We start from the raw sequence: 24,142 nt of genomic DNA, 5'->3' as shown, positions 1-24,142 counted from the left end.
CCAATTTATATAAGAAAATGATTTGAGATATTTAAATTTTTATAAAGTTAAAAAATTCAAAAATTTTTTTAAATTTTTTATAAAAAAGATTTTTTATAAAATATTAAAATTTTATTTAAAAAGCGTTATGGAGATAGAAAGTCTGATACTTTTGGAGGCTCTAACGGCAATCCCTTTCTCTCTCTTATCTTCTTTACAACATCCATCAGCAATGAATCAGGAACTGGAGACCACCTGCTGAACTCCAATCCCCAGAACGCCTTACCTGCTGTTACGCTTCTAAGTTCACTAGCCAAATCGAAGGACTCGGCAACTGGGATCTCTGCGATAACTCTGGTAAGGTCTCCCGCTTCAGCTACCGTGAGTATTTTGCCCCTCTTTTTAGTTATTATGGCGGTAACACCGCTTAAGTAATCCATGGGAAGCCTTATGTCTAGCTTCTGAATAGGCTCCAGCAGTGTCGGCTTAGCGGATAGCATGCCTGCAAATATGGCATTTCTCACAGCTGGATATATCTGAGCGGGTCCTCTGTGAGCTGGGTCTTCATGAATGACTGCATCGTGCAATACGACCTTAACTCCTCTAACAGGCTCGTTAGCCAGCGGACCCTCCTTCATTGCAAGCCTAAAGGCTTGGAGTATAGTGTCCTTCACTTCCCTTAAGTACTGCAGGCCTGATGTTTTGTCTACGAATATATTGATGTTGTCCTCCACAAGCCATATCTTTCTGGCTTCATCGTAGTCCCAGCCAGCCTTATCCCTCAATATTTTTGCTCGGTCTCTGAAATCTTGATCATTGAATACTTGACCCTCTTGGATTAACTTAATCGTCTCCTCATTAAGCGGCTCAACACTTATGTAGAACTTGTTGTGCTTGTTGGGGCTCTTCCCCTCAAAGACGTCGCTCGTTGTCCTGATGCTTTCTCTATATACAATTACTGGAGGAGAAGTTGTGACCTCAACTCCGTAGTTGTCCTTTAAGAATGTCATAGCTATTTCCAAGTGAAGCGGCCCCATCCCTGAAAGTAGATACTCTCCAGTCTCTTCATTTATCTTAACAACTAAATTGGGGTCTTCGATGCTAAGCCTATATAGAGATTCTATCAGCTTAGGAAGATCCTTAGTATTTTTGGGCTCAACTGCAACAGTTACTACTGGCTCGCTGACATAGTGAAGCCTTTCGAAGGGAGCCATTTCATCTTTATAGGCAACATCTACTACCGTCTCTCCCGCTCTAGCCTTATCAAGCCCTAACACCGCGAGGATGTTTCCGGCTACAACTCTATCCGCAACCTCTCTGGTTGGTCCCATATACAAGCTGACCTGAAGAATCTTCTGAGGGACCTTGCTGTTGACGAGCCAAACTTCCTTTCCGCTCTCGAGGTATCCAGAGAATAATCTTCCTGTCGCTACCAATCCAGCATGTGGATCAACTCTCATGTCATTGATCAGCATAACTGCAGGACCGTTGGGATCAGCTTCGAGCATGGCCTTTCCGATTGTTGAATTTATATCGCCTTTCCATATCTTTGGAATCCTATATTTCTGCGCTTCCCTCGGGTTGGGAACATACTTAATGACCATATCGAGAAGCGAATTCGCAATTGGAACCTCTTTTGCGAGCTCTTCTATAGCCTCTTTCCCCTTATTATAAGCGTCAATCACATGCGAAAGGTTAATCCCTTTCTTCGCGGATACTGGGATTGTAAAGCCCCACTTTTCCTTTGCCGATCCAAAAGCAACCTGTCCCTTCGCTGGGTCGAGAAGCCATTTGTCTCTAAATTCAGGTTCAGCCTGATTCATAATAAGCTTATTGATGTCCTTTATTATCTCAACAAATCTCTGTTGCATTTGTTGCGGTGTGTACTTGAGCTCTTTTATAAGTCTGTCAACTTTATTGATGAAAAGCAGGGGCCTTACCCTCTCTTCTAATGCCTGCCTCAGAACGGTTTCGGTCTGAGTCATTATTCCTTCAACAGCATCGACGACTACTATAGCACCATCCAAAACTCTGAGGCTTCTTGTAACCTTTCCAGTAAAGTCTACATGCCCTGGAGTGTCAATTAAGTTGATCACATATGACTTTCCGTCTACCTCGTGATAAAGGCTGACGTTTGCCGCTTTTACTGTTATACCCCTCTTCTGCTCTACTTCAAGATAATCAGTAGCCAGTGCCTCTCCAGCTACTTTTTGTGAAATGATTCCTGCTGCTGCAAGTAATGTATCAGATGTCGTCGTCTTTCCATGGTCGACATGGGCGATAATACCGATATTCCTCACTTGATCGAGGTTACCCATCATTTTTAAAATTTCAGGAACCATTTTGTATTTTACCATTCTTTATCAACTCCTGTATTTTATCGAATTTTCCGAACCTCTCTAACTTTGTATTAAAACAACATTCAAATTTAACCTGAAAAAGATTAAATAATGTTTCCTTTTTAAATGATTTAAAAATTTCTTTAGAAAATATATCAAAAAACGGGTTTTTAAGCATGTTTTTTAGTATATTCGCTTTAAATTTTAAACTAGGAGCTAAGCTATTCCGCTCCCAACGAAGGCTGAAGCTCTTCTTTGATTTTTTTCATCAGCGATTCTATCTCTCTCTTCTCTATCCTAATATTGCTTTCTAACACCATGGACTCCCTGTGCCCTCCAAATTTACCTTCAGCAAGCCTCTCAACAACTTCTCTGATCTTTCTCAAAACCTCGTCTTCCACCTCGCTCTTTGATCTGAGAACAATTCTCAGCCCAAAATCCTTATCAGAAATCACGAGAGAGATGTCGGCTCCTTCTCTTAAAATTGAAGACGCCACATCGCTTTCAAAAGAGCTCACATGAGTCATAGCTATAATCAGCTCCCCTTTCCTCAGCAGCGACAGCCTCTGAAGTGCTTTAAGCTTTGCCATCCTCTTTGAAACGTCCTCTTCTCTTGTTTCGATTTCAGAAATTAACTTGTTATAGTTGCACCTGCTTGAAAGCTTTGAAGCGCATATGAATGTTGATTCGCTCGACCTTTTGAAGCGATTTGTATCGAAAACAATCCCGGCAAGCAATAGGCATGATGTTGCTTCATCTAGAAGACCTTCAGGAAATATAGATGCTATGAGCTCGGAAGTGGAGTAAGCAGTTCTGTCGATGTAATATTCCGATACAAATTTTTTTATGCTATTATAGTAATGATGATCTATTAGGAAAGTATATCCTTTAAGTATTTCTTGAAAATTAGGCAGCTGGCTTTCTGATGCGGTATCGAGTATTATAATCGTCTCTCCATTTACTTCGTTGATTTCATTAAGATACTCAAAGTTTTCTTGTTTACTTAAAAGAACTTTTTCCAGCCTTTCAGCTTCTGAAGAAATAGATTCTGGGAAAACTACTTTAATTTCACCACTTTGAGATCCAAACTCTCTAACAATAAGGCGCTTTAAAGCTAAAGCTGAGGAAAATGCGTCTACATCTGCTTGCTTATGAGTTACTATCACTATTTCCTTCTTTCTCTCTACTGCCCTTTTTATCAGTTCTTTTAAAGCGTAGTTCACTTATTTTTTCCTCCAAGCTTCTTTTTAGCCCATCTGCAATTCTTCCTGCCTTATCCTCCGGACCAAACGGAGTTCTCACTGCGCTTATAACCTCAACATCAAATGATGCTTTTAAAACTTCCTCCTTTTCATCGAGGTTGAGCTCCACAGATAAAAAAGATGTATCGCTTTTGCTCTTCCTTATATTATCCTCTACACTGCTTACCGATTCAACCAGTATCTTTTCCATATCTTCGATAGAGACCTTCTTGTCTCTTTTACCTTCTTCCGTTAAGATGCACCACTGCCAGTTTTTGTTACAGGTGTTGAAACTTTCTGATAATATTTAGACAGCAATCCTCTCAATTTTTCCTGAAGGGTTGAAATCTGCTTCTTGAGATCTTCTTCATCTTTTTTAAATCTCTCATATATAAGCTCGTCAGTCTCCTTCTTTTCAGTAAGTTCTTTGACCAGCTTATCCCTATCCTCAGCAAAGAAGATGTTCCCTACGCTTCTATAGATTTTTGTCTCAGGCGGAATATTATTGAGAGTCTCAAGCAGTTTATTTATTTCTTTCAACTCGCTTTCTACTATTAATCTCTGGTTCAACAAATTATTGTACTTTTCTTGAAGCTCATCGAGCTGTTGAGCAACCTGTTCTATCTCGGGCGGAACTTTCTCTGCCATACATTATCAACTCCAAATAAATAACTATTATAGAAGATTGAAATTTTTGCTTAATAAATTCTTATGGTTTTTAACAGTTCGCTTTTACATCAATCGAAAGCATGCCTTTTTAAGATGAAAATGAAGTTTAGTATCTTTAAGGTGTTACTTCTCATTCAAGCTCTGATGTTTCTCTTCGTGCATTGATGAATTTTAAACCATAGCTTTTGGAATATGGGTTAGTTTTGAGACAAAACAATAGAGTTCATTCTATGGTCAAGAAAGAATCTCTGATCGCTCTTGCCTTCATTAAGATGAAAGATCCGATCGCGAATAGATGCAGGAACATCCCTGCCATTCTGAGGAAAGGAGGCCAGAAATGAAAGATCACACCTTATTGCATAGAGGAGGTTGCAGAATTCAAGGAATCATTAATAGCTTTTATCAGATAAAGATACGAGTTCATGAGAGCTTTAAAGTCACTTATTGTTTCCGTTTCCATTTTAAGAATGAGCTTCTTTTCTTCCGCATTATATTCCACAAATACCTTCCCTTTTTTCTGGTTTACAAGAGAATCTGCTTCCGGCTTGAGAGATTCGAAGTAGGCTTTGAGGAGTTTCTCGTTTTCATGGTGAATTTCTAAACTAAAAGATATCTTCTCAATTTCCTCCTTCTTTTCCATCGCTTTCACTTTCACTGACGCTCATATATTCTCCTACTTTTTTAACCTTTCCTATAAAAATTCTTGGACCAACATATTCATTGCTGCCAGATTTTTTAAAATTTAACATCCACCCCGAATTCGGATATCCCTTGATTTGAATTTTCAAGACGTTGCTGCTTTCAGCATTGGGAATAATGCTGCTTCCAAACATCTTTATCAGCGCAAAAGTCAAGTTTCTATGCTCTTCGTCAGGAGGGAGGCTGCCTTCTATTATTGCATCATCCACATATCCAGGAGATGATGGTCTGTTCGCTTCCCTCGCAAGGGTCACCCCCTTTATGAAGAGGGTATAAGCGTGAAGTACCGCATTTTTGATCAAATAATCGGATACGTCATAAATCCTCATTATGCTTGGGTTTCCGTTCTTTTCTCCAATAATGACGAACGTCGTGCTCTTTTCGCTTATGGTTATGTCAACTAAATCCTTGAAGGTCAGCTTTCCTCTGTTTACCTTTACAAGCCAAGGCGCCAAGCTGATAATGTCCTTTAAAAAGCTTCTTACCCTCAAAGAAGGCTCTCTTGATGTTGAAAAAATAACTTTATTGACCAAATTCAACACGCATTTATGAGACTTCTCTTTGCAACTTTAAAAAAATTCATCTTGTGTTAATACTCTTTGGAAACATTTTGTTCAGTCCAGTCCTCGGGACATATGCTCCTCCTGCCCAAACGTTGCCGCACTTTTCACATTTCCACAGACCTATGCTTATTCTTGTTACTTTTCCGCTCATACCGCAGAATGGACAAACGTGAGGGGCATACCTCTTTTCCATTATTTCCTTATACTGCTTTCTTAAAGTCGACCCGTATCTGGCTCCAAACTTTCCTGCAATACCGACTATCTTTGTTCTTCCCATCTATATTCACCATTTGCTCTTTTTAATTAGTGATCTTAAGGATTTTAAAAATTTACCTTTATTAGCTCATATGAGTTTTGAAATCTCACCTAAATATATTTTCGCCGTCTTCCATGCAAGGTCGATCATCTGATTTATGTCGTTCTCGTCTAAATACCCGATCCCCATTTTCTGCATTCCGGCTATTATCCCATCTTCTGTAAACGATACTGACAGCCTAGCATCTGAAACATATTCTTCCTCATCAGTTGGATCTGCAAGATAGTAGTTTCCGATTTTGGCAATAGTTGCGGTGATAATTTTCTTTTTCACGTTTAAGTTGCCCTTGTACTCGTTTTCCTTTTTTACGAAGTTTCCTCCATCCGCTTCTTCATATACAGGTATCCTTGTATTCATCAGAGCCACTAAGCTTGCTATAGCTGAGGCATCGATGAGGTTTCCGGAGTGATTCAACACATATATATCGTTCCAAACGACGAGTACCTTCTGTCCTGGAACAAGCGCCAATTCTCCTAGACCAATCGCCTTGGACTCTCTGTAAGATCTATCAATTATTCTTGCAAGCTCATATGCGTTCTCATCCGGTGGCCCAGGCTCAAAGGCTGGAGATGCTAAAGGGACGAACTCGGCGTTTACCATCAGCACTCCTTCATTGGGATTGTCAGGATATGGTGCACCAGGCTCCACCTTCACCCCTACAAGCACCAACGTATCGCCCAAATACACTAGAGCTGAACCGTCGGACTTTTCAATGTAGTTCGGCACAATTGTTATTTTCCTTACTTCATCTAAAGCTCTTCCATCTATCCTCTTTCCAGTTTCGAGTACAGATATAATGGTTTCCCTTTTCATTTTTGGTATAAGCGGATATGAAGTAGGTGTTACACTCATGCTTGCTCGACCTCCTCCATTGATGAATATTTTTCTCTGAGCGCTTCTTTCTGCATTATATATATTTCCTTTATTGCTTTTTGAGCCATCTTCAAAGCCTCATTAAACTCATCTCTTGTGAGCGTGCCGTTTAGCTGAAGGAGCACTATCTTGTTTAAATTCGGCATTATTGCTACAGGCATATCTGCCTGCCCAGTGCTGTCTTCTATTTCGTTTATATCAAGGACGAGCACTCCATCGACTTTGCCCACAGCAACCCCTGCTATTAGATCCTTCATTGGGATTCCAGCATCTGCGAGAGCCAAGCTAGCAGCTGTCAGGCTTGTTGTCCTCGTCCCTCCGTCTGCCTGCAAGACCTCAATAAAGACATCAATCGTAGTTCTTGGAAACAGTTCGCTGAAAACAGTAGCCTCGAGAGCCTCTCTTATAACTTTTGAGAGCTCTATCTCTCTTCTTGTCGGAGCTGGGGATTTCCTTTCTGAAGTGCTGAATGGAGCCATATGATACCTTATTCTCAAGATTGCTCTATCAGGTAGTGTCATGTGCCTGGGAAGCGCTTCCCTAGGGCCGTAAACGGCTGCCATGACCTGCGTTTTTCCATATGAAACTAGGGCCGAACCCTGTGCATTCTTAAGTATTCCAACCTTCATGGATATAGGTCTTAACTGGTCAGGTCTCCTACCGTCAACCCTTAATCCGTTTTCATCTATTAGCTTTCTATTACTGTTGTGCGACATCACCTATCCCTCTTTTCTGTTTTTCAATTTGTATAAAATTAATAATCTCTGAGGAGGTAATGGAATATAAATCAACGCTTTCAAGCTTCTTGATGGCCAAAACTGCAAGGTCTTCTAAAATGGAATCGGTTCCCTTTATCCAAACCCTCCCATTGTTGGATATTAATATTTCGGTCTTCGTTTCCTTTACTATAGCCTCTACTAAAGCCCTTTTCCTATTAATAAGAGAATTAACTGCATGCTGGGCTATGTCGATAACTTTGCCTCCATATATTTTTCCCAAACCCTTTCCCCTCATAGTCAAGAGCGGATCCCTGAGCCTGTCAAAGCTCAAAACCTTAAGAGCTACGAAGTCGCCTATGCTGAGAAACTTCCTCATCGTGTCAACGGTTGCATGTGTTTGCCTTAGAGGAGTTTCGCTCACCGGTAGCTGTCCTTCATATGGGCTGTTGAGATCCACATCCCAGTAAGTAGGACCGACATCAGTTATAAGTCCGATGACAAGATCGTTTGGCTTTGGAATGTATATCTGCTCTTTTGGATAGAAGAAAAGCTTGTCGTCTTTTATCTCAACCATTCCTATTATGCTAGAGAAGTACTTATTTCCAATATTATAAATGTAAAGTGAGTTAGTTTCGATTTTCCCTTCTCCTACCAGATCTCCTGGGAGCACTATATCTCTTTGCTGAACGTAAAACACAGGCTTTTCCATTTCACTCAATTTTCAACACCTTTACAGATACTTCACCTTTTGTGAGTTTATTTAACTTGTCTATTACCTCCTCTTGCATACCTGCTGGAATTTCCAGTTCAAATGTCACGCTTCCATCCTGGTTCCAATTAGTCTTGTGAACTATTCCCAAGGTTTTCGCGTTGCTATACGCTTTGCTCGCATACGAAGAAGGTATGTTAACTTCTAAAAGGGCTTTTGCCATTTTTATGGGTATCTGCCTAGCTATAGCCTTAACTATGTTAATAGCCTGCTTTTCCACTGATTCGTTCAGATTCACGCTCACTCTAGCCTCTTCCATCGCTTTTTCTATCCTCTGCGGGGGTATTGGAAGCTTTGTAGTGGGGTCAATTGCATTCCTTGAAATATAGGTGATGATCATTTTTCTCTTCGATTCAAGCATTTTCCTCCTCTGCTCAGTTGTGAGCTGGAGCTCCCCTCCTTTCAATATCTTTTCAGCTACAGCCAAAAAGTCCTCCGTACCGAAAACAGACTTAATGTCTTCTGGAGAGGCTTTCAATCCCTTTTTCGCGTCTTTATAAATAAACTCGCTTTTTACGACTTCTTCTATATTTGGCTTCCCACTTTCTTTATATTCAAATACTAATTCAGGATCGACAAGTATCTCAAAGTGCTTTCCCTTCGATTCATACTTAGCAATAATATATTCTTTGCTCGACATTTTAATCACTACAGATATGTTTTATAAATATAAAGTTCATGTTTAAATTTGTTGATTTCGATTAATATTTTATAGGTAATTATTGATTTATCAAAGATAAAGAAATTTTTCTTTGTCGGACTTTCGATCTTGCACGCTTCTCTTTTCCAAGCATTATCAGTTCAATAATTTCACGAACTTCAAAACTCATTTTTCTTTAAGGGGAAACTTTTTCAGGCTGTATTAAGATTTATAAACTTTTTTAAGCTAAGTTCCAAAAGATAATACTTTAAAAATATTAACTTCAGATTCCCTTTCAATTACGATCTGAAGTTTAATGAGTAAAATAAGATCAAAACCATGAGGTGAATTGCTTGTCTTTAAATGAAAAGCAACCAAGCCAAATAATCGACCTTGGTGACCAGCTGTCTTTGGAAATCGTAAATGATGTGAAAAACCCCTTAATAGGAAGAAGGGAGATCTCAGGATACGTCTACCATCAGGGAAAGGGAACTCCCTCCTTAGGAGTACTTAGGACGAAAGTTGCAGAAAAGATGAAGGTTGATCTAGGAAGCATATATGTCATATCGCTTGTAACCGAATATGGCATCGGTAGGTCAAAGGTCCTTTTCCACATCTATCCAAATAAAAAAGCTGCTGAAAGGTTCGTCCCAAAGTACATTATTGAGAGAAACAAGACTCTTCAAGAGGAAATGCAAGAAGCAGAAGAGAAGGAAAAGAAGCAGAAGGAAAAAGAGCAGAAGAGTGAGGAAAAGAAGGAGGGTCAGTAAAAATGTCTCAAGTGCACAATTACTATGAATATGATTACAAGACAAAAACTATAAAGCTTAAGAACAAAAGATGCCCGAGATGCGGGAGCATAATGGGACATTATAAGGAACCTACTGAGAGATGGTATTGCGGCTCATGCGGATACACGGAGTTCTTGGAGAAGAAAAGCTGATTAGAGTATTAGGCATTGAGTCAACTGCACATACAATTGGAGTTGGCATAGCGCAGAATAGAGAACCACACATCTTGGCGAATGAGAAGGATAAATACGAGCCTGAAAAGGGGGGAATACATCCGAGAGATGCCTCAAGGCATCATGCGGAAAAAATTGGCAGTATAATTTCAAGGGCACTGAAAAAAGCGAATCTTAAAATAGATGATATTGATGCAGTTGCAGTAGCTTTAGGGCCGGGGATGGGCCCCTGCTTAAGGGTAGGAGCTACAGCTGCAAGAGCGATCTCCAGCTATTTTGGCAAACCTCTAATCCCCGTGAATCATGCAATAGCACACATAGAAATAGGGAACCTTCTCTCAGGCTTTTCTGATCCATTAGTTGTTTACATTTCCGGCGGAAATACTAGCATTATTGCATATAAGCAGAAGAGGTACAGAGTTTTTGGAGAGACGCAGGATATAGCTTTAGGCAATTTAATAGATACTTTTGCCAGAGAGGCAGGACTTGCTCCTCCATATGTTGTGAATGGAAGGCATGTGGTTGAGCTATGTGCTGAAAGAAGCAAGGAAAAGAAGCTACTAGACCTTCCATATATTGTAAAGGGGCAAGATGTATCTTATGGAGGGCTTTTGACTTCCTCTTTGAAAATGATCGGAAAGGAGGACCTCGGAGATGTATGCTACTCTCTCGTAGAAATAAGCTACTCTATGATTACTGAAGTTGCAGAGAGAGGTTTAGCCCACACGAGGAAGAAGGAGGTAATTTTAACTGGAGGAGTTTCTGCTAGCAAAGTTCTCACAGAAAAGCTTGAGAAGATGAGTGCTCTTCATGGCGCGAAATTCTTTAGCGTTCCTCCGGCATTTGCGGGAGACAATGGGGCGATGATCGCCTGGACCGGCTTGCTAGAATATGTTCATGGAATTATCATCGATCCTTCAATGGCTTATATATCACAGAGGTGGAGAGTAGAAGAGGTTGAAGTTGTATGGAAGGAGTGAGGTTAGAAAAAAAGCCTCTTTCTTGGGGGGCTGAATCCAATTTATATCTCATAGAGTATTTGAACGATATCGCAGTGCTTAAAGAGAGAATAATTAAGCCTTACATGGACCCAAGGCTGGCCAAGTCTCTAATATCGAAGAGGACGTCCAGTGAAGCAAGAATTTTAATGGACTGCATAAAAGCAGGAATTCGAGTTCCATACCCATTGAAAGTTGATGCGGAAAACGGTCTGCTTATAATTAGCTATATTTCTGGTGAAGTCTTCAGAGATTATTTAAATGAGAAAGGCTTTGACGAATTAGCAAAAAACATCGTCTTTGAAGTCGCGAACAGCATTTCAAAAATGCATAATCTGGACATTATTCATGGCGATCTGACAACTTCAAACATTATTATAAAGGATGGCAATGCGTTCATTATTGACTTTGGCTTAAGCTTCAGGAGTAAAAGGGAAGAAGATAAAGCGATGGATCTGAGAATATTTGAAAGAGCTGTAGAGAGCACTCATCCTGAGTATAAAGAAAAAATTTTAGAACCGTTTTTTAGCACCTATTTTAAAAATGCTGCTGGCTCTGAAAAAATTAGAAAAAGCCTGGAAGATATAAGGCTCAGAGGTAGATATGTACGTGAAAGAAGGGGGGAGATTTGAGCACATTCACAATTTACTTCGCATCAACAAACAAACATAAATTCATGGAAATCAGTAAGATCTTAAAAGCCTACGGCATACATGTTGAACATTTAGAAAGAGAAAAAGTGGAAATCCAAGCAGAAAGCGTTGAAGAAATCGCTCTATTTGCAGGAGAAAATCTCTTCTTGAAAGAAAAAAAGCCCATTCTTGTTGACGATACCGGGCTTTACATAGAGGCACTGAACGGTTTCCCAGGTCCTTATGCCGAGTATTTTCTAAAGACGGTTGGTCTTGATGGTCTTCTTGAACTGCTAAAAAACAGTGAAAATAGAAAGGCCTGCTTTAAAACGGCAATATGTTTTTGCTATTACGATATAAAGAAAATATTTGTGGGAGAGCTCTGCGGAGAAATTGGAATGGAGAAGAAGGGATACTTCGGCTTTGGATACGACCCGGTCTTCGTTCCAAACGGATATAGCAAGACACTTGCCGAAATGAGTATTGAAGAAAAGAATAAAATCAGTCATAGAGGAATTGCAGCTAGGAAGTTTGCCGAATGGTTTACAACTGAAACCCTCCCCTTTTAAGGTGGGGAGGAGGTCAGAACCAAAAGGACCGCCTTTTGAAACAAGTAAAACAAGGACAAAATGATTATAAGCTTACCCTATACAGACGTCTCCATCTTGCTATGGATATTTCCTGTCTGCAGGCTCTAAAAGCTTCCCGAACCAAAAGCGAAATGCTTAGAGAAGCATTATAAATTTTTCTATAAGGTATTTATTCACCCCTCACGGAAGGGAATATTTCTTCCAAGTTAAAAAGAAGGAACATTCTATTTTTAATTTGCAATTCAAATAGACAGCGCAGTTTAATATATACTTTCACAAAACATTTTATGTGTTATATTTATGTTTTTATTTTAAAATTTCTTTTTTAATATTTTTTCTAAAAAAACTAAAAATTTAAAAATGCTTTTGCAAAATACATAAATGGTATAACTTTTTTAAAAAAAGTAACACCATTTCGTGGTTCATATGGTTAGTAAGACCCTTATAGAAAAAGCTAGAGAATTTCACGGGCATATATGCCCTTATGTTGTACTAGGGCTGAGAGCATCTGAAATAGCCATGCAGAGACTAAATATAAAGAAAGCAAGTGAGGCTGAAACCGTTAATGAAGACATTATTGCTATTGTCGAATGTAACAACTGTTTTGCGGACGGAGTGCAGGTCGCTACAGGTTGCACTTTTGGAAATAATGGTTTGATATACATGGATACGGGGAAAAATGCCGTAACATTAGTAAGAAGGAGAGACTGGAAAGGGATTAGAGTATATGTAGACAGTGAAAAAATGAAGAAGCGATACTTTAGCGAAGAAGCAAGCAGGCTTTTTGAGAAAGTCATAGCAAGAAGGGAAGGCACTAGTGAAGACCAAGAAAGGCTGAGAAAGCTTTGGAACGAAATAGGTTTTGCGTTAAGGGATGCACCAGAAGAGATATTCAAAATTGAGGAAGTAAAAATTTCGCCAGTAGAGAGAGCGCCAATATTTGAAACGGTTAAATGCGATTTATGCGGAGAGCTAGTTATGAAAACTAGGGCAAAAGTAGTAAATGGTAAAACTTTATGCCAGACCTGTGCTGGAAGTTGTAATGCTGTGGTTGGAAGAGGAATTGTTTTAGACTTCAAAACGCCTTTCGAAAAGAGATTATAAAGATGTGGTAAACTATGAATGTAAGGACTGTTGTTCTTACGGCAGTTGTCCTTATTTTAATAATTGCCTTTTGCTGCGAATATTTCTATACCCATAATCCTTCTTCAGCTCAAGAGAAAGTTTCGCTCCAAAGATATGTAATCGACGATGCAGGAAGAAATGTAACCTTGCCTGCAAACGTCAGTAGGATAGTTGCAATCGGTCCTGGAATGCTGAGACTGATTTGCTATCTTAATGCAACGGACATGCTGGTTGGGATCGAACAGAGCGAGTTACAGTGGGGACCTACTGGAAGGGACTATGCTATGGCCTATTATGATGAATTTAAGAATTTGACGGTAATAGGTCCAGGCGGACCAGGCAAGGCACCTAATCCTGAATTACTACTAAGCGTAAAACCGGACCTTATAATAATGAGCGAAATATACTGCCAATTCATTGACCCAGATACGCTTCAGAGAGAAGTTAATGCGACAGTTATTGTCTTAGATTATGGTCCGGCCGGATATCTTGATTTTAAAGAGCTCAACAATTCTCTTACTATTTTGGGAATAGCACTAAATAGAGAAGATAGGGCAAAATCCCTAATAAACTACATTCAAAGCATAGTTGATGATCTAAACAACCGAACTAATAATATTACTATGAGGCCAAAAGTATATGTTGGAGCAGTGTCATACAAGGGAGCACAGCCATTCACGTCAACGCAGTCTCCGTTCCCCCCTTTATCGCTGTTGAACACTAAATCAATAGCCGATAACTATAGCAATAAAACGGGGTTTGTCTCCTTAGACTTCGAATACTTGATTTCTGAACAGCCGGATGTTGTGTTTATAGATGAGGGAAACCTGCAATTGGTGAAACAGAGCTTTGAAAGCAATCCGTCTCCATACCTTCAATTGAATGCCTTCAGAAATGGAGAAGTCTACGGAATTCTTCCCTTCAATTACTACGATACTAATATTGCAACAGCTTTAGCCGATGCATACTATATGGGAAAAATCTTATATCCTGATAGATTTAAAGACATTAATCCCGCAGAAAAAGCTAATGAAATTTTCAATGAGTTCCTCGGAAAACCGCTTTATCAAGAATATAGCGCTGCTTATGGAGGCTTCAAATGTCTCTCTAATGCTTTTGGGTGAAGTCCGTAGTGGCCATCTTCAAGCATAGAAAACAACTTGTGTTTTTTTCCCTATTATTACTAGTTTTTTTATCTGTACCACTCTGCATATATCTAGGATATTATAAAGCTTCAATATTTGAAATAACTAGAGTCATTTTTAGACCTGATAATTCTCAGCTATCTATAGTTGTCTGGGACCTTAGAATTAAACGAATACTAGCTGCAATCATAATAGGAGCTATTTTAGGAGGATCGGGAACTGCTGTCCAGGCCTCTATGCGTAATCCGCTTGCCTCTCCCTTCACTTTAGGGCTATCTTATGCGGCATCCGTGGGAGTAGCTGTCGGTCTCTTAGCTCTTAACGAGGGAAGTATTTTAAGATATCAAATTAATATTCAGAATCCTTTCATAATAGCTTTTTTTGCGTTCATTTTCTCTTTAATTCAAGTACTTATCATATTGTTATTGGCTTACAAAGCGGGGTTGAGCTCCATATCGCTAGTGCTTTCTTCGATAGCGATCTCATTCGCGTACCAAGCACTTTTATACCTCATTCAGTATTTTTTCCTTAACGAAATTTACGTTTCAACGGTAGTATTTTGGACATTCGGAGACCTGGAGAGAATATCTTGGGAGGAATTAAAACTCATTGCGATCGTATCTCTATTGATAGTTATACCGTACTTTGTTTACAGAAGCATTGATTACGATGTAATTATAGGAGGGGACGATATAGCTAAATCTTCAGGCATTAATCCGAGAAGATTGAGATTTGAGACTATTTTTATAGCGGCATTAGGCGCATCTCTCGCAACATCATTTGTCGGTGTTGTGGGATTCGTTTGCCTATTAGCACCTCATATTTCAAGGTTCCTTGTTGGAGGAGGGCACAGATATCTGATGCCAACATCTATGGCTATGGGATCACTAATACTTTTGTGGTCTGACACCCTTGGAAGAATAATAATTTCTCCCGTAACGATACCTGTAGGTATAATGACTTCTCTGTTAGGTGTTCCGTTGCTCATATTTCTTTTAATAAAAGGTGAAAAGCATGGTTATAGAGATTGAAGTCAAAGATGTAAAAGTATACTATAAAAGCACAAAAGCTATTGATGGAGTTTCGCTACATATTAAGAAAGGAGAAGTGCTTTGTGTAATTGGACCAAATGGAGCTGGAAAATCTACTCTTTTGAGAGTAATAAACGGGATATTGAAGCCAAAAATTGGAACGGTTTATGTTGATAAAAGATCTATCTATGAGATCCCTCATAAAAGTGCGGCAAAGATATTTGGATATGTACCTCAAAAGTTACATTCATTTGGAATGATAAGTGTATATGATTTCGTTATGACGGGAAGGAAACCTCACATTGGTCTCGTCCCGACAAAAGCTGACGATGAGCGCGTTTTTAAAGCACTGAAGTTGGTGAACATGGAAAATTTTGCTGAAAGGACGCTGGAAGAGCTCAGCGGAGGAGAGTTGCAAAGAGTGCTGATTGCTAGGGCTTTAGCTGGAGAGCCAGAAGTTTTGATTTTAGATGAACCCACAAATAATTTGGATTTAAAACATCAAACTGAGCTTCTAAATTTAGTTAAGGTTTTGAGCAATGAGGGATTAATAGTTATCATGTCTCTACACGATCTCACACAAGCTTATCGCATTTCAGATAAGGTTCTATTAATGAATAAAGGTAAAGTAGTTGCGTTCGGAGAACCGAGTAAAGTATTAAGAGCAGATATCTTGTCAAGAGTATATGGGGTCCCGATAGCAATTTTAAAAGAATACAAAATAGTCACGACGCTCTGACCTTCAATCTTTTATACATAAATGAAATGCTTCCGATATAAACTCATTTTCATATCAAGCCTATAACAATGATTTCTATACATTCTATACATTCTTAAAAAATTTAATGATCAGCACTCAAGACCCATTTCATCCTATATCGTCAAAAAGCGTTTGCTCATCATCTTTAATAAAAATTAGTTTTTCTAGTGAACTGCCACCAGCTTTCGCAGGCGGCTTCCTGCTTCAGCTACCAGACTATGTCCCCTGGCTCTTTCTCAGCCACGCAGCGATAATAATTGCGATGAGGGAAAATATAAAATTATCGGTTTTCATTTTCAGCTTTCCCAATGGAGAACTCACCCGATAAAGTTAAAAAATCTCGCAATTTTTCGATTTTAATAAAAAATTTGAAGATGTGTAGTCCCCATTTTTCTCAAGATCCTGCAATAAGCTATTTGGACAAAACAGGATTAAGTTATTTCAATCTATAGGTAAACAATATAACTCAATATATTTTAAAAAATAAAATATTTTGGTGATGCCTTTGGAGCGAACTTTAAGGCTTTACGACGTTCTTAACGAATTGCAAAAATGCAGGTAAGTGCTCTCTGAATATTGCAGATATATTGGAAGATAGAAAAATAGAAGTGCCTTCAGAAAAGTTGAATGAAATTTCAAAAATACTCAGGAATATAGGTGAGCCAAATAAGCTTAAAATTCTCTTTCTTCTTAAGAATGGACCTCTACCTGTCTGCGTTATTTCCTATATTTTAGGTCTGGATCAAACTCTCATTTCGCACCTCTTAAAGACCTTAAGAGATTTGGGATTAATTGAGTATTCTAGAAAAGGAAATTTCAAGCTTTATAGCCTTTCTGATAGTTCAATAAAGGTCCTCGATCTGCTAAATTAAATTCTAAAATAGAAAAATATAACAGTTCTTCCACTAACTTTTTAAAAATTCAGTGAGGCATTATCCCTAACTGCAAATATAATAGTAAGAATGCCAGGAAGAATGTTATAGCTGATACAGGAACGCCTATTTTTATCCATTCCCACATTCCAACGCTTCTTTCCAGCTCTCCCCTCTTCTTCAGCTTGTCCATATATCCTGCCATGACAATATTGGCAGTTGATCCAATTAGAGTTGCATTTCCCCAGTAAGTACCGGCAAATAATATAGCCCACCATATTGGAAAGACATTTATGACTCCTTTTAAGGAATCAATTACAGGAATTACTATTGCTATAGCCAAAACATTATCCATAACGCTCGTTATCGCGCCGGCTACTGCACTCAAAATGAGCATTATGTATAATATGTTCCCTTTTGTCACAGACATAACTGCACTTGTAATTATGTCCGAAACATGCGTATATTCAAGCGTTCCGACGCTTGCAAACAGAAGGAGAAAGTACAAAATACTCCACCAGTCAACCTTCTTTTCCACAATATCAATTGCTCTATCATGAGCTATAAAAAGAGATGCAGACGCTCCGAGGAGGCTCATTCCAAGCAGCATTGTGTTCGTCTCAAGCCTCAAATATTCTTCAATGTAATGGTGAAGCGCTAGTCCTAAAATCACTCCGAAGAACACTATTGTAGGAACTATAAGTTTTTTGTGAAATTTAGCCATTCTTTTGATCTCGTTTTTAACCTCTTCCGGATGCTTTACCGTCTTTGCCTTCTTCAGCTCGCCTTCAAGGTAATACCTGCTTATTGCTATTGTAACGAGCGTAGCCAGGAGGCTGATCGGAAAAGCCCACCTCATGAAGTCCATAAAAGAAAGACCTGCTTTAAAAGCTATTAGAACACCGATCGGATTTCCTATCACAGTCGCGCTACTGCCCAAATTTGTAGTAAAAACGAGAAAAATACTCAGTGGAATAGGGTTCATCTCATAATACTTACAAACCCTTACAGCAATTGCAAGCATGAATATAATGCTTGCTACTTCATTGACTAAAGATGACATTATAAATGATAGCAACAGAAGGAGGAAAATTACAACCATTGGTCTGTCTAAGAAATTGACTATTATCCTTGCGGTAAGCCAGTCAAAGAATTTGTACTCTTCCAAAAACCCCACAACGATCATCATTGCTATTATAAGTGTCAATACATCAATGTTCGAGTAGTTTATAAAGTGCTGTATATCAAGGACGTTGAATACGAAAAGAAGAGTGATCCCCAAAAAAGCGAAAGCAACTCTGAAGTTCCAGTAAATAAATGAACCCGCTATAAAAATTGCTAATACTGTAACGCTAACAATTTGCTGGAGGGATAGGTGAAGCATATACGTCGCAAAAGCGGTAAAAGCGACTGTGATGATATATGATGCAACTTTAGCGTATTCTTTCACCAAATTCTTGCACCTACTATAAATACATTCAAAAAAAGAACTTGTAATTTTTAATGAAAAAGATATATTTAAAAATTTTTCTTTTAAAATTAAAACGAATTATAAAAAATTTCTATCCTTTCGCTACAAGGAATTAATAATATTTCCCGGTTTTTATTAGCTAAGCGTGAGAAGTTCGCGTGGAATGGAGATACTTTCTTTAATAAGCATGATTTTTTAAAAGAATGGGCCCGCGGGGATTCGAACCCCGGACCTCCCGGTTATCAGCCGGGCGCTCCAGCCAGGCTGAGCTACGGGCCCTCGCTAGATACTTTTTAATTTCTCATTATTAAAATTTTCCTGTCTTTGCTTTTGTAGAAAAAGATAATAAGTTTATTTTTCTGTTTTATAAATAAATGCAATATTCTTATTAAATGCTACGAAAGAAGTTCTAAATGTTATTGTTTGCAATACAGGGGATTATAAAAGGTGAGCAAAATGAGCACTGCAAACCTCAATGAAGAAAAAATTAAAAATGCAATAGTTATGCTTACCAAAGTCGTCAATGATGTAAGCGTTCCTAGGAACATTAGAAGGGTTGCTACAGATGCGATAAACAAACTGAAAGACCCTTCACTTAGTCCTGGAGTGAGGGCGGCTAATGCTATCCAGGTGCTTGACGAGATAAGCCAAGATCCCAATATGCCCGTGCATACGAGAATAACGATATGGAATATAGTCAGCTTGCTTGAAACTGTGAGGGATTAAAAAATATTAAGTGCCTTTTTTCTTCTTTATTTCTTCTATCAATTTGGGAACAACTTCATACAGATCTCCCACGATGAAGTAGTCGCTGTACTCGGCAATTGGCGCATTGGGATCCTTGTTTATCGAGATCACTATACCTGAATCCTTCATCCCGACAGTGTGCTGGGGACTTCCAGATATTCCGATTGCAATATAGATCTTAGGCTTAACTATATTGCCGCTGAATCCTACCTGATGATCCCTAGATATCCAGTCATCGTCAACAAGAGGTCTCGATGCTCCAACAGTGGCATTTAAAAGCTTAGCTAGATCTTCTATTATCTTAAGATCTTCCTTTTTCTTGAGCCCTTTACCTACAGCAACTATTACTTCAGCATCTGAAATGTTGACTTTTTCTCTCGGAATTTTTTCTAAAACCTTGTAGCCAGTGTCATCAGGTCCGCTGTACTCTACTTTTTCCACTTCCCCTTTTCTGCTCGTATCTTTTTCTATCGCCTTAAAAGTCCTGTATCTAACTGTTGCCATTGCTGGCTTGGTCTTCGTCCCTATATGAGCAAAAATATTGCCTGAAAATGCCGGCCTAACTTGTATAAAGTTTCCTTTCTCATCTATAAACAGATCTGTGCAGTCAGCGGTCAAACCAGTTTTCAGCGCTGCAGAAATCCTTGGAGCTAAGGTTCTCCCTGTATTGGTTGCCCCCATCAATATAGCCTCCGGCTTTGCCTTTTCAATAACTTTTAGAAATGCATCTTTATAGTGCATTACATCAAACACTTTCAACTTTTCGCTATCAACAACATAAACCCTGTCCGCTCCATAATAAATGAGTTCGCTCGAGAGACTTCCGACGTTATAGCCTAAAAGCGCTGCATATACTTTGCTTCCCTTCTTTTCAGCGAGCTCTCTAGCCTTTCCCAAAAGCTCGAAAGTCACGGGATGTATAACTCCATCGTGCTGCTCAGCAAAGACCATAAAGCCCGAATAATCTTCTTGGCTCACACTGCCCACCTCAGATCACTCCCTCCTTGGAAAGTATTTCAATAATCTTCTTAATTCCTTCTTCTGCATTGAAAACTTGCTTCGACCTAGGCTTTGGCTTAGGCACGATTATCTTGGAAACCCAGGTCGGTGATCCTTTAAGACCAAAAAAGTCGGGATTGGCTACGTCGGAAAGCTTATCTGCACTCCATACCTCAATTTCATACTTTTTAGCTTTAAGCTTGTCTTTAAGCGTTGGAACCCTTGGCTTAGCAACCTCTTTAGTTACTTGAATAAGTGCTGGAAGCCTGAGCTCAACTCTATATGGAGCTTCCTGCTCAGTTATAACTTCGATAGCTTTCTCCTTTATATCAATGACTTTTGAAACGTAAGACGCATGGGGTATGCCGAGCATTTCAGCAACTAAAGGTGGTACTTGTGCAGTATCGCCGTCGACACTTTTTTCTCCAGCTACTATCAAGTCTGGGATCCCGAGCTTTCTTATAGCAGAGGCCAAGGCATAAGCTGTAGCAAGAGTGTCAGCTCCTCCAAACTTTCTATCTGAAAGAAGTATTGCTCTATCTGAGCCTCTAGCTATGCTTTCTTTTAATGCATCAGCGGCATGTGGCGGAGCCATGCTTATTGTTGTTACAGTACCGTTAACTTTTTCCTTTATTTGTGCGGCGACCTCTAATGCATGGAGATCAAATGGATTTATGACCAGTTCGGAAGATTCTCTTTCTATTGTTCCCTTCTCAACATTAAACTTCACTTTTTCCATGTCTGGCACTGGTTTCATCAGTACTACAATTTTAAAACTACCTTCCATAATTGCATCATCCATATAATAATTTTTAATAATTAAGTTTCAATTATTGTCAAAAACCTATATAAAACTTTTAAAAATTTTTTAAAATCTTTTATATTTTTTGAAAAAAATGTTTTTTATTCTCTAAGAAGCTTTCTCGCTATTATGATCTTCTGGATCTCACTCGTCCCCTCACCAATGCTCAATATTCTTGCATCTCTATAAAGCCTTTCAACCTCTGCCCCTCTTATATAACCGAAACCTCCAAAAATCTGAAGCGCTTCGCTCACAATATAGTTTACAGCTTCGCTTGAGAACAGCTTTGCTGTTGCTATATCTGACGGTTCAGCGCGACCCCTATCCAGCATGTATGAGACATGATAAGTTAAGGCTTCAGCTGCTTTCATTTTAGCATACATATCTGCGAGCTTAAATTGAATTCCCTCGAAATCCGCTATTGGCTGATTAAATTGCACTCTGCTTTTTGCAAAGCTGAGAGAGACCTCTAATGCCCTCTTTGAAATGCCTAGAGAGATTGAAGAGGCGCCTATTCTTCCTATATCTAAAGATTTCATAGCAATCTTAAATCCTTCATTTTCCTTTCCTATTAATTCTTCTTCTGAAGCTTCCACGTCTTTAAAAGATATCTGTGAAACCGGTGCACCTCTCATTCCCATTTTTGGCTGCGGCTCAGAGATCTTTACACCCTGCCTCTTCGAGTCTATAATAAAGGCGCTGAGTCCCTTGTTTCCCCTTTCGGGATCTGTCTTCGCGAAAAGAATGAGGTAATCTGAAATATACGCATTTGTAATGAACCTTTTTTCTCCGTTTATAATATATTTTCCTCCTTTCTTTACAGCATTGGTCCTTATGCTACTCACGTCTGAACCAGCTTGTGGCTCAGCGAGGGCAAAAGCTCCTATCTTCTCTCTTGACATTACAGGAAGGAGCTCTCTCTTCTGCTCCTCACTGCCTCCAAAGAGTATGCTTGATATGGAAAGGATATGAGCAATATAGGAAAAAGCAGTAGACGTGCAGTGCCTGGAAAGCTCTTCTGTAAAAAATGAGAAAGCCCTAAAATCCAGTCCTCTTCCGCCATAGCTTTCTGGGACGAAAATCCCCAAAAGCTTATCTTCCCCTAGTTTTAGCAGATTCCTCTTCACTAGATTATAGTCTTCCTTCTCATCAACCTCCATGGAATATCTTCGGAACTCGCTCAGCTTACTCTTTACAGAATCTATAAGATTTTTGTAAGTTTCTTCAGCATATATACTACTTTCCAAAGCCAATACCTCCATCTTATTAATAATTTTAAATTGCTTCTAAACGAGAAAGAGTTAAAGTACATAAACAATATTTATAATATTTTGTATCGCTTATAAATATTGTTTAAAAAAGGTGCATATCATGAGTAACAGTCTAGATTTTGATGCAATTGTTGTTGGAGGCGGTCCAGCAGGAGCCACAGCTGCATATTTCCTCGCAAAAAAAGGCTACAACACGCTGCTTTTGGAAAGAGGCAAGAGGTATGGCTCCAAAAACGTGTATGGAGGAAAGATCTACTCATACTACGTAAAAAAGCTGTTTCCTGAATTTGAAAAAGAAGCGCCTATCCAGAGATGGGTAAACAGAGAAAGGTACTCTATTACTTACAACGATTCCGCCGTAACGTTCGAGTATTTCTCTCCTCAAGCTCCTAGCTTTACAGCGTATCTGAGCGACTTCACCAATTGGCTATGTAAGAAGGCAGAGCAGCAGGGAGCGACTGTTATATCTGAAAGCAAAGCTACTGGTCTCATCAGAGAGGGGGACAAAATCGTAGGTATAGAGGCAGGAGAGGAAAAAGTGAAGGCTGATGTCACAATAATTGCCGAAGGTGCAAACAGAATACTTTTGGAAAAAGCAGGGTTAGTGAGACCACCTGACCCTATGCAGGTTGCAGTGGGGATAAAAGAAACAATAAAGCTCGATCAAAAAGCGATAAACGAGAGATTCAATATAGGAGATAATGAGGGTCTTTCTTGGCTGTTTTTGGGAGATGTGACTAACGGTCTCCCTGATGGAGCCTTCCTTTACACCTTTAAGGATGCTGTAAGCGTTGGGGCTGTCGTAACGTTAGGTACAGCAATTGATAGTATAAATGAGCACATATACAACTTTGCTGAAAAATTGAGAATTCATCCAGTTATGAGAAATCTCCTCAAAGACGGAGAAATAGTTGAATACGCCGCTCATTTAACAGTAGTTGATGTGGAGAGCTTCATCCCCGAAAAACTTTCAGGAAATGGCTACATGATAATCGGTGATGCTGGCGGACTTTTGGCTAATATGGGCTATACATTTAGGGGTGTAGACTTTGCCATGTATTCTGGGTACCTAGCGGCAGAGGCTTATGAAAAGATAAGAAATAATAAAGAAAGTTGGAATGCGTTCGATTCGATGGTGAGGAGCTCTTCGATGTTTGAAGAAATAATGAGATATAGAAAAGTGCATGAAGTTGTAAAGAATCCAAAGCTACTCACATCATATCCTAAGTTGCTGAGCGATCTTATGGCATCGAAATTCCATATAGAAGAGAAGACCGCAACGTTTAAAGATGCATTTTTTGAAACGCTCAAAAAAGATAACGTTGGAGTGGTATCACTGCTAAGAGATCTACTTAATATGGTGAGTTCGCTATGAGCACAAGTCAGATAAAAAAGGAGAAAAAAACGCTTGATGAGATAATGAAAGAAGATAAGTGGGAGGTAGACGAAAAGCCGCACATAGTTGTAGACTATGAACAATGCGAAAAGTGCCAGAGCAAGCCATGCCTGTATCTCTGCCCTGCAGGATGCTACACGTTATCGGAAAGCGGGAAAATAATGTTTAATCACGAAGGATGCCTAGAGTGTGGTACGTGCAGAGTAATATGCCCTCTCAAAGCAATAAAGTGGGAGTATCCTGAGCCGGGAAAAGGAATCCATTATAGATATGGATAATTTTTTATTCTTTTTTTCACATTCTCTCCCTAAAGTGCGAGTGTTCATGAATTCCCTGCGTTTATTTGAAAATAGGTATTTTATCTACTGAGAAGATTAAAAGTTCAGAGACCTTTCTTGAGCGCTGAAAGAGCTCTATCGCTTTGTGCTCAGTTCTAACTCTCATTATCTGCATCCTTTGCATAAAAAATTTTTAACAATGCAATAAAAAGGCAAAAATCTTTACAACTTGCACATTTTCTCTTTATGCAATA

Annotated in this window: 29 protein-coding genes and 1 tRNA gene; 14 read left to right on the top strand and 16 right to left on the bottom strand. The window is 39.2% G+C overall.

What is annotated here, in order from left to right:
- Positions 1 to 125: 125 nt before the first annotated feature.
- The 4 genes from FFONT_RS06715 to FFONT_RS06700 form a co-directional block, all read right to left on the bottom strand.
- Entirely contained in the window at positions 126 to 2,336 is a 2,211-nt protein-coding gene (locus FFONT_RS06715) for an elongation factor EF-2 (protein ID WP_014558484.1), read from the bottom strand.
- A 203-nt stretch (positions 2,337 to 2,539) separates the two neighbouring features.
- Complete coding sequence (locus tag FFONT_RS06710) at positions 2,540 to 3,541, bottom strand: DHH family phosphoesterase (RefSeq protein WP_148683784.1); 1,002 nt, start codon at positions 3,539 to 3,541, stop codon at positions 2,540 to 2,542.
- On the bottom strand, positions 3,468 to 3,770 hold the full coding sequence (locus FFONT_RS06705; RefSeq protein ID WP_014558482.1) for a hypothetical protein: 303 nt from the start codon (positions 3,768 to 3,770) through the stop codon (positions 3,468 to 3,470). The genes FFONT_RS06710 and FFONT_RS06705 overlap by 74 nt, the downstream gene beginning before the upstream one ends.
- A gap of 41 nt (positions 3,771 to 3,811) precedes the next feature.
- On the bottom strand, positions 3,812 to 4,207 hold the full coding sequence (locus FFONT_RS06700) for a prefoldin subunit beta (protein ID WP_014558481.1): 396 nt from the start codon (positions 4,205 to 4,207) through the stop codon (positions 3,812 to 3,814).
- A gap of 224 nt (positions 4,208 to 4,431) precedes the next feature.
- Between FFONT_RS06700 and FFONT_RS07030 the strand changes: the two genes are divergently transcribed.
- Positions 4,432 to 4,569 carry a hypothetical protein gene (locus FFONT_RS07030; RefSeq protein WP_158308341.1) on the top strand — a complete coding sequence of 46 codons (138 nt, stop codon included), beginning with the start codon at positions 4,432 to 4,434 and terminating at the stop codon, positions 4,567 to 4,569.
- Positions 4,570 to 4,580: 11 nt separating this feature from the next.
- Here the strand turns inward: FFONT_RS07030 and FFONT_RS06695 are convergent, their stop codons facing one another.
- From FFONT_RS06695 to FFONT_RS06665, 7 genes are all read right to left on the bottom strand, one after another.
- Complete coding sequence (locus FFONT_RS06695; protein WP_014558479.1) at positions 4,581 to 4,868, bottom strand: KEOPS complex subunit Pcc1; 288 nt, start codon at positions 4,866 to 4,868, stop codon at positions 4,581 to 4,583.
- Positions 4,846 to 5,460 (bottom strand): Brix domain-containing protein, encoded by a 615-nt coding sequence (locus tag FFONT_RS06690; protein WP_148683783.1) that lies wholly within the window; start codon positions 5,458 to 5,460, stop codon positions 4,846 to 4,848. The genes FFONT_RS06695 and FFONT_RS06690 overlap by 23 nt, the downstream gene beginning before the upstream one ends.
- Positions 5,461 to 5,506: 46 nt before the next feature.
- Positions 5,507 to 5,767 carry a 50S ribosomal protein L37ae gene (locus FFONT_RS06685; RefSeq protein ID WP_014558477.1) on the bottom strand — a complete coding sequence of 87 codons (261 nt, stop codon included), beginning with the start codon at positions 5,765 to 5,767 and terminating at the stop codon, positions 5,507 to 5,509.
- A gap of 66 nt (positions 5,768 to 5,833) precedes the next feature.
- Positions 5,834 to 6,658, bottom strand: coding sequence for an exosome complex protein Rrp42 (gene rrp42, locus FFONT_RS06680; RefSeq protein ID WP_014558476.1), 825 nt, complete (start codon positions 6,656 to 6,658; stop codon positions 5,834 to 5,836).
- Positions 6,655 to 7,395, bottom strand: a complete 741-nt coding sequence (gene rrp41 / locus FFONT_RS06675) for an exosome complex exonuclease Rrp41 (RefSeq protein ID WP_014558475.1) — start codon at positions 7,393 to 7,395, stop codon at positions 6,655 to 6,657. The genes rrp42 and rrp41 overlap by 4 nt, the downstream gene beginning before the upstream one ends.
- Complete coding sequence (gene rrp4 / locus FFONT_RS06670; RefSeq protein WP_014558474.1) at positions 7,379 to 8,107, bottom strand: exosome complex RNA-binding protein Rrp4; 729 nt, start codon at positions 8,105 to 8,107, stop codon at positions 7,379 to 7,381. Before rrp4 ends, rrp41 begins: the two co-directional genes overlap by 17 nt.
- Position 8,108: 1 nt before the next feature.
- Positions 8,109 to 8,807, bottom strand: coding sequence for a ribosome assembly factor SBDS (locus FFONT_RS06665; protein ID WP_014558473.1), 699 nt, complete (start codon positions 8,805 to 8,807; stop codon positions 8,109 to 8,111).
- A gap of 353 nt (positions 8,808 to 9,160) precedes the next feature.
- Here FFONT_RS06665 and FFONT_RS06660 point away from each other — a divergent pair, with 353 nt between their 5' ends.
- From FFONT_RS06660 to FFONT_RS06615, 10 genes are all read left to right on the top strand, one after another.
- Positions 9,161 to 9,577, top strand: coding sequence for a 30S ribosomal protein S24e (locus tag FFONT_RS06660; RefSeq protein WP_014558472.1), 417 nt, complete (start codon positions 9,161 to 9,163; stop codon positions 9,575 to 9,577).
- A gap of 2 nt (positions 9,578 to 9,579) precedes the next feature.
- Positions 9,580 to 9,750 carry a 30S ribosomal protein S27ae gene (locus FFONT_RS06655; protein ID WP_014558471.1) on the top strand — a complete coding sequence of 57 codons (171 nt, stop codon included), beginning with the start codon at positions 9,580 to 9,582 and terminating at the stop codon, positions 9,748 to 9,750.
- A complete protein-coding gene (gene kae1, locus FFONT_RS06650) occupies positions 9,750 to 10,751 on the top strand; it encodes a KEOPS complex N(6)-L-threonylcarbamoyladenine synthase Kae1 (protein ID WP_148683863.1) in 1,002 nt (333 codons plus the stop codon). The genes FFONT_RS06655 and kae1 overlap by 1 nt, the downstream gene beginning before the upstream one ends.
- A complete protein-coding gene (locus FFONT_RS06645; RefSeq protein WP_014558469.1) occupies positions 10,739 to 11,401 on the top strand; it encodes a Kae1-associated kinase Bud32 in 663 nt (220 codons plus the stop codon). The genes kae1 and FFONT_RS06645 overlap by 13 nt, the downstream gene beginning before the upstream one ends.
- The gene (locus tag FFONT_RS06640; RefSeq protein ID WP_211206230.1) at positions 11,398 to 11,970 is read left to right on the top strand and encodes an XTP/dITP diphosphatase; all 573 of its coding nucleotides are present in this window, start codon (positions 11,398 to 11,400) and stop codon (positions 11,968 to 11,970) included. The genes FFONT_RS06645 and FFONT_RS06640 overlap by 4 nt, the downstream gene beginning before the upstream one ends.
- Before the next feature lie 447 nt (positions 11,971 to 12,417).
- Positions 12,418 to 13,095, top strand: a complete 678-nt coding sequence (locus FFONT_RS06635) for an FmdE family protein (RefSeq protein WP_014558467.1) — start codon at positions 12,418 to 12,420, stop codon at positions 13,093 to 13,095.
- Between the two features lie 14 nt (positions 13,096 to 13,109).
- Positions 13,110 to 14,240, top strand: a complete 1,131-nt coding sequence (locus tag FFONT_RS06630; RefSeq protein WP_014558466.1) for an iron ABC transporter substrate-binding protein — start codon at positions 13,110 to 13,112, stop codon at positions 14,238 to 14,240.
- Positions 14,237 to 15,292 carry a FecCD family ABC transporter permease gene (locus FFONT_RS06625; RefSeq protein ID WP_148683780.1) on the top strand — a complete coding sequence of 352 codons (1,056 nt, stop codon included), beginning with the start codon at positions 14,237 to 14,239 and terminating at the stop codon, positions 15,290 to 15,292. The genes FFONT_RS06630 and FFONT_RS06625 overlap by 4 nt, the downstream gene beginning before the upstream one ends.
- Positions 15,276 to 16,031, top strand: a complete 756-nt coding sequence (locus FFONT_RS06620; protein WP_014558464.1) for an ABC transporter ATP-binding protein — start codon at positions 15,276 to 15,278, stop codon at positions 16,029 to 16,031. The genes FFONT_RS06625 and FFONT_RS06620 overlap by 17 nt, the downstream gene beginning before the upstream one ends.
- Positions 16,032 to 16,639: 608 nt before the next feature.
- The gene (locus FFONT_RS06615) at positions 16,640 to 16,924 is read left to right on the top strand and encodes an ArsR/SmtB family transcription factor (protein ID WP_014558463.1); all 285 of its coding nucleotides are present in this window, start codon (positions 16,640 to 16,642) and stop codon (positions 16,922 to 16,924) included.
- A gap of 49 nt (positions 16,925 to 16,973) precedes the next feature.
- Here FFONT_RS06615 and FFONT_RS06610 read toward each other — a convergent pair whose 3' ends face one another.
- On the bottom strand, positions 16,974 to 18,374 hold the full coding sequence (locus FFONT_RS06610) for an ArsB/NhaD family transporter (RefSeq protein ID WP_014558462.1): 1,401 nt from the start codon (positions 18,372 to 18,374) through the stop codon (positions 16,974 to 16,976).
- A 225-nt stretch (positions 18,375 to 18,599) separates the two neighbouring features.
- A tRNA-Ile gene (locus FFONT_RS06605) sits at positions 18,600 to 18,674 on the bottom strand.
- A gap of 177 nt (positions 18,675 to 18,851) precedes the next feature.
- Between FFONT_RS06605 and FFONT_RS06600 the strand changes: the two genes are divergently transcribed.
- Entirely contained in the window at positions 18,852 to 19,121 is a 270-nt protein-coding gene (locus tag FFONT_RS06600) for a stationary phase-response protein (protein WP_148683777.1), read from the top strand.
- Positions 19,122 to 19,127: 6 nt separating this feature from the next.
- Here FFONT_RS06600 and FFONT_RS06595 read toward each other — a convergent pair whose 3' ends face one another.
- The 3 genes from FFONT_RS06595 to FFONT_RS06585 form a co-directional block, all read right to left on the bottom strand.
- Positions 19,128 to 20,120, bottom strand: coding sequence for an electron transfer flavoprotein subunit alpha/FixB family protein (locus tag FFONT_RS06595; protein WP_014558460.1), 993 nt, complete (start codon positions 20,118 to 20,120; stop codon positions 19,128 to 19,130).
- Between the two features lie 10 nt (positions 20,121 to 20,130).
- Complete coding sequence (locus FFONT_RS06590; protein WP_148683776.1) at positions 20,131 to 20,928, bottom strand: electron transfer flavoprotein subunit beta/FixA family protein; 798 nt, start codon at positions 20,926 to 20,928, stop codon at positions 20,131 to 20,133.
- A gap of 116 nt (positions 20,929 to 21,044) precedes the next feature.
- Positions 21,045 to 22,190 (bottom strand): acyl-CoA dehydrogenase family protein, encoded by a 1,146-nt coding sequence (locus FFONT_RS06585; protein WP_158308340.1) that lies wholly within the window; start codon positions 22,188 to 22,190, stop codon positions 21,045 to 21,047.
- A 124-nt stretch (positions 22,191 to 22,314) separates the two neighbouring features.
- Here FFONT_RS06585 and FFONT_RS06580 point away from each other — a divergent pair, with 124 nt between their 5' ends.
- Positions 22,315 to 23,589 (top strand): FAD-dependent oxidoreductase, encoded by a 1,275-nt coding sequence (locus FFONT_RS06580; protein ID WP_014558457.1) that lies wholly within the window; start codon positions 22,315 to 22,317, stop codon positions 23,587 to 23,589.
- Positions 23,586 to 23,888, top strand: coding sequence for a ferredoxin family protein (locus FFONT_RS06575; RefSeq protein WP_014558456.1), 303 nt, complete (start codon positions 23,586 to 23,588; stop codon positions 23,886 to 23,888). The genes FFONT_RS06580 and FFONT_RS06575 overlap by 4 nt, the downstream gene beginning before the upstream one ends.
- The last annotated feature ends 254 nt before the right edge of the window (positions 23,889 to 24,142 follow it).

This window comes from Fervidicoccus fontis Kam940 (assembly GCF_000258425.1).
GTDB lineage: Archaea > Thermoproteota > Thermoprotei_A > Sulfolobales > Fervidicoccaceae > Fervidicoccus > Fervidicoccus fontis.
The sequence above is the reverse complement of the archived record's forward strand: the minus strand, read 5'-3'. Positions and strand labels throughout refer to the sequence as shown.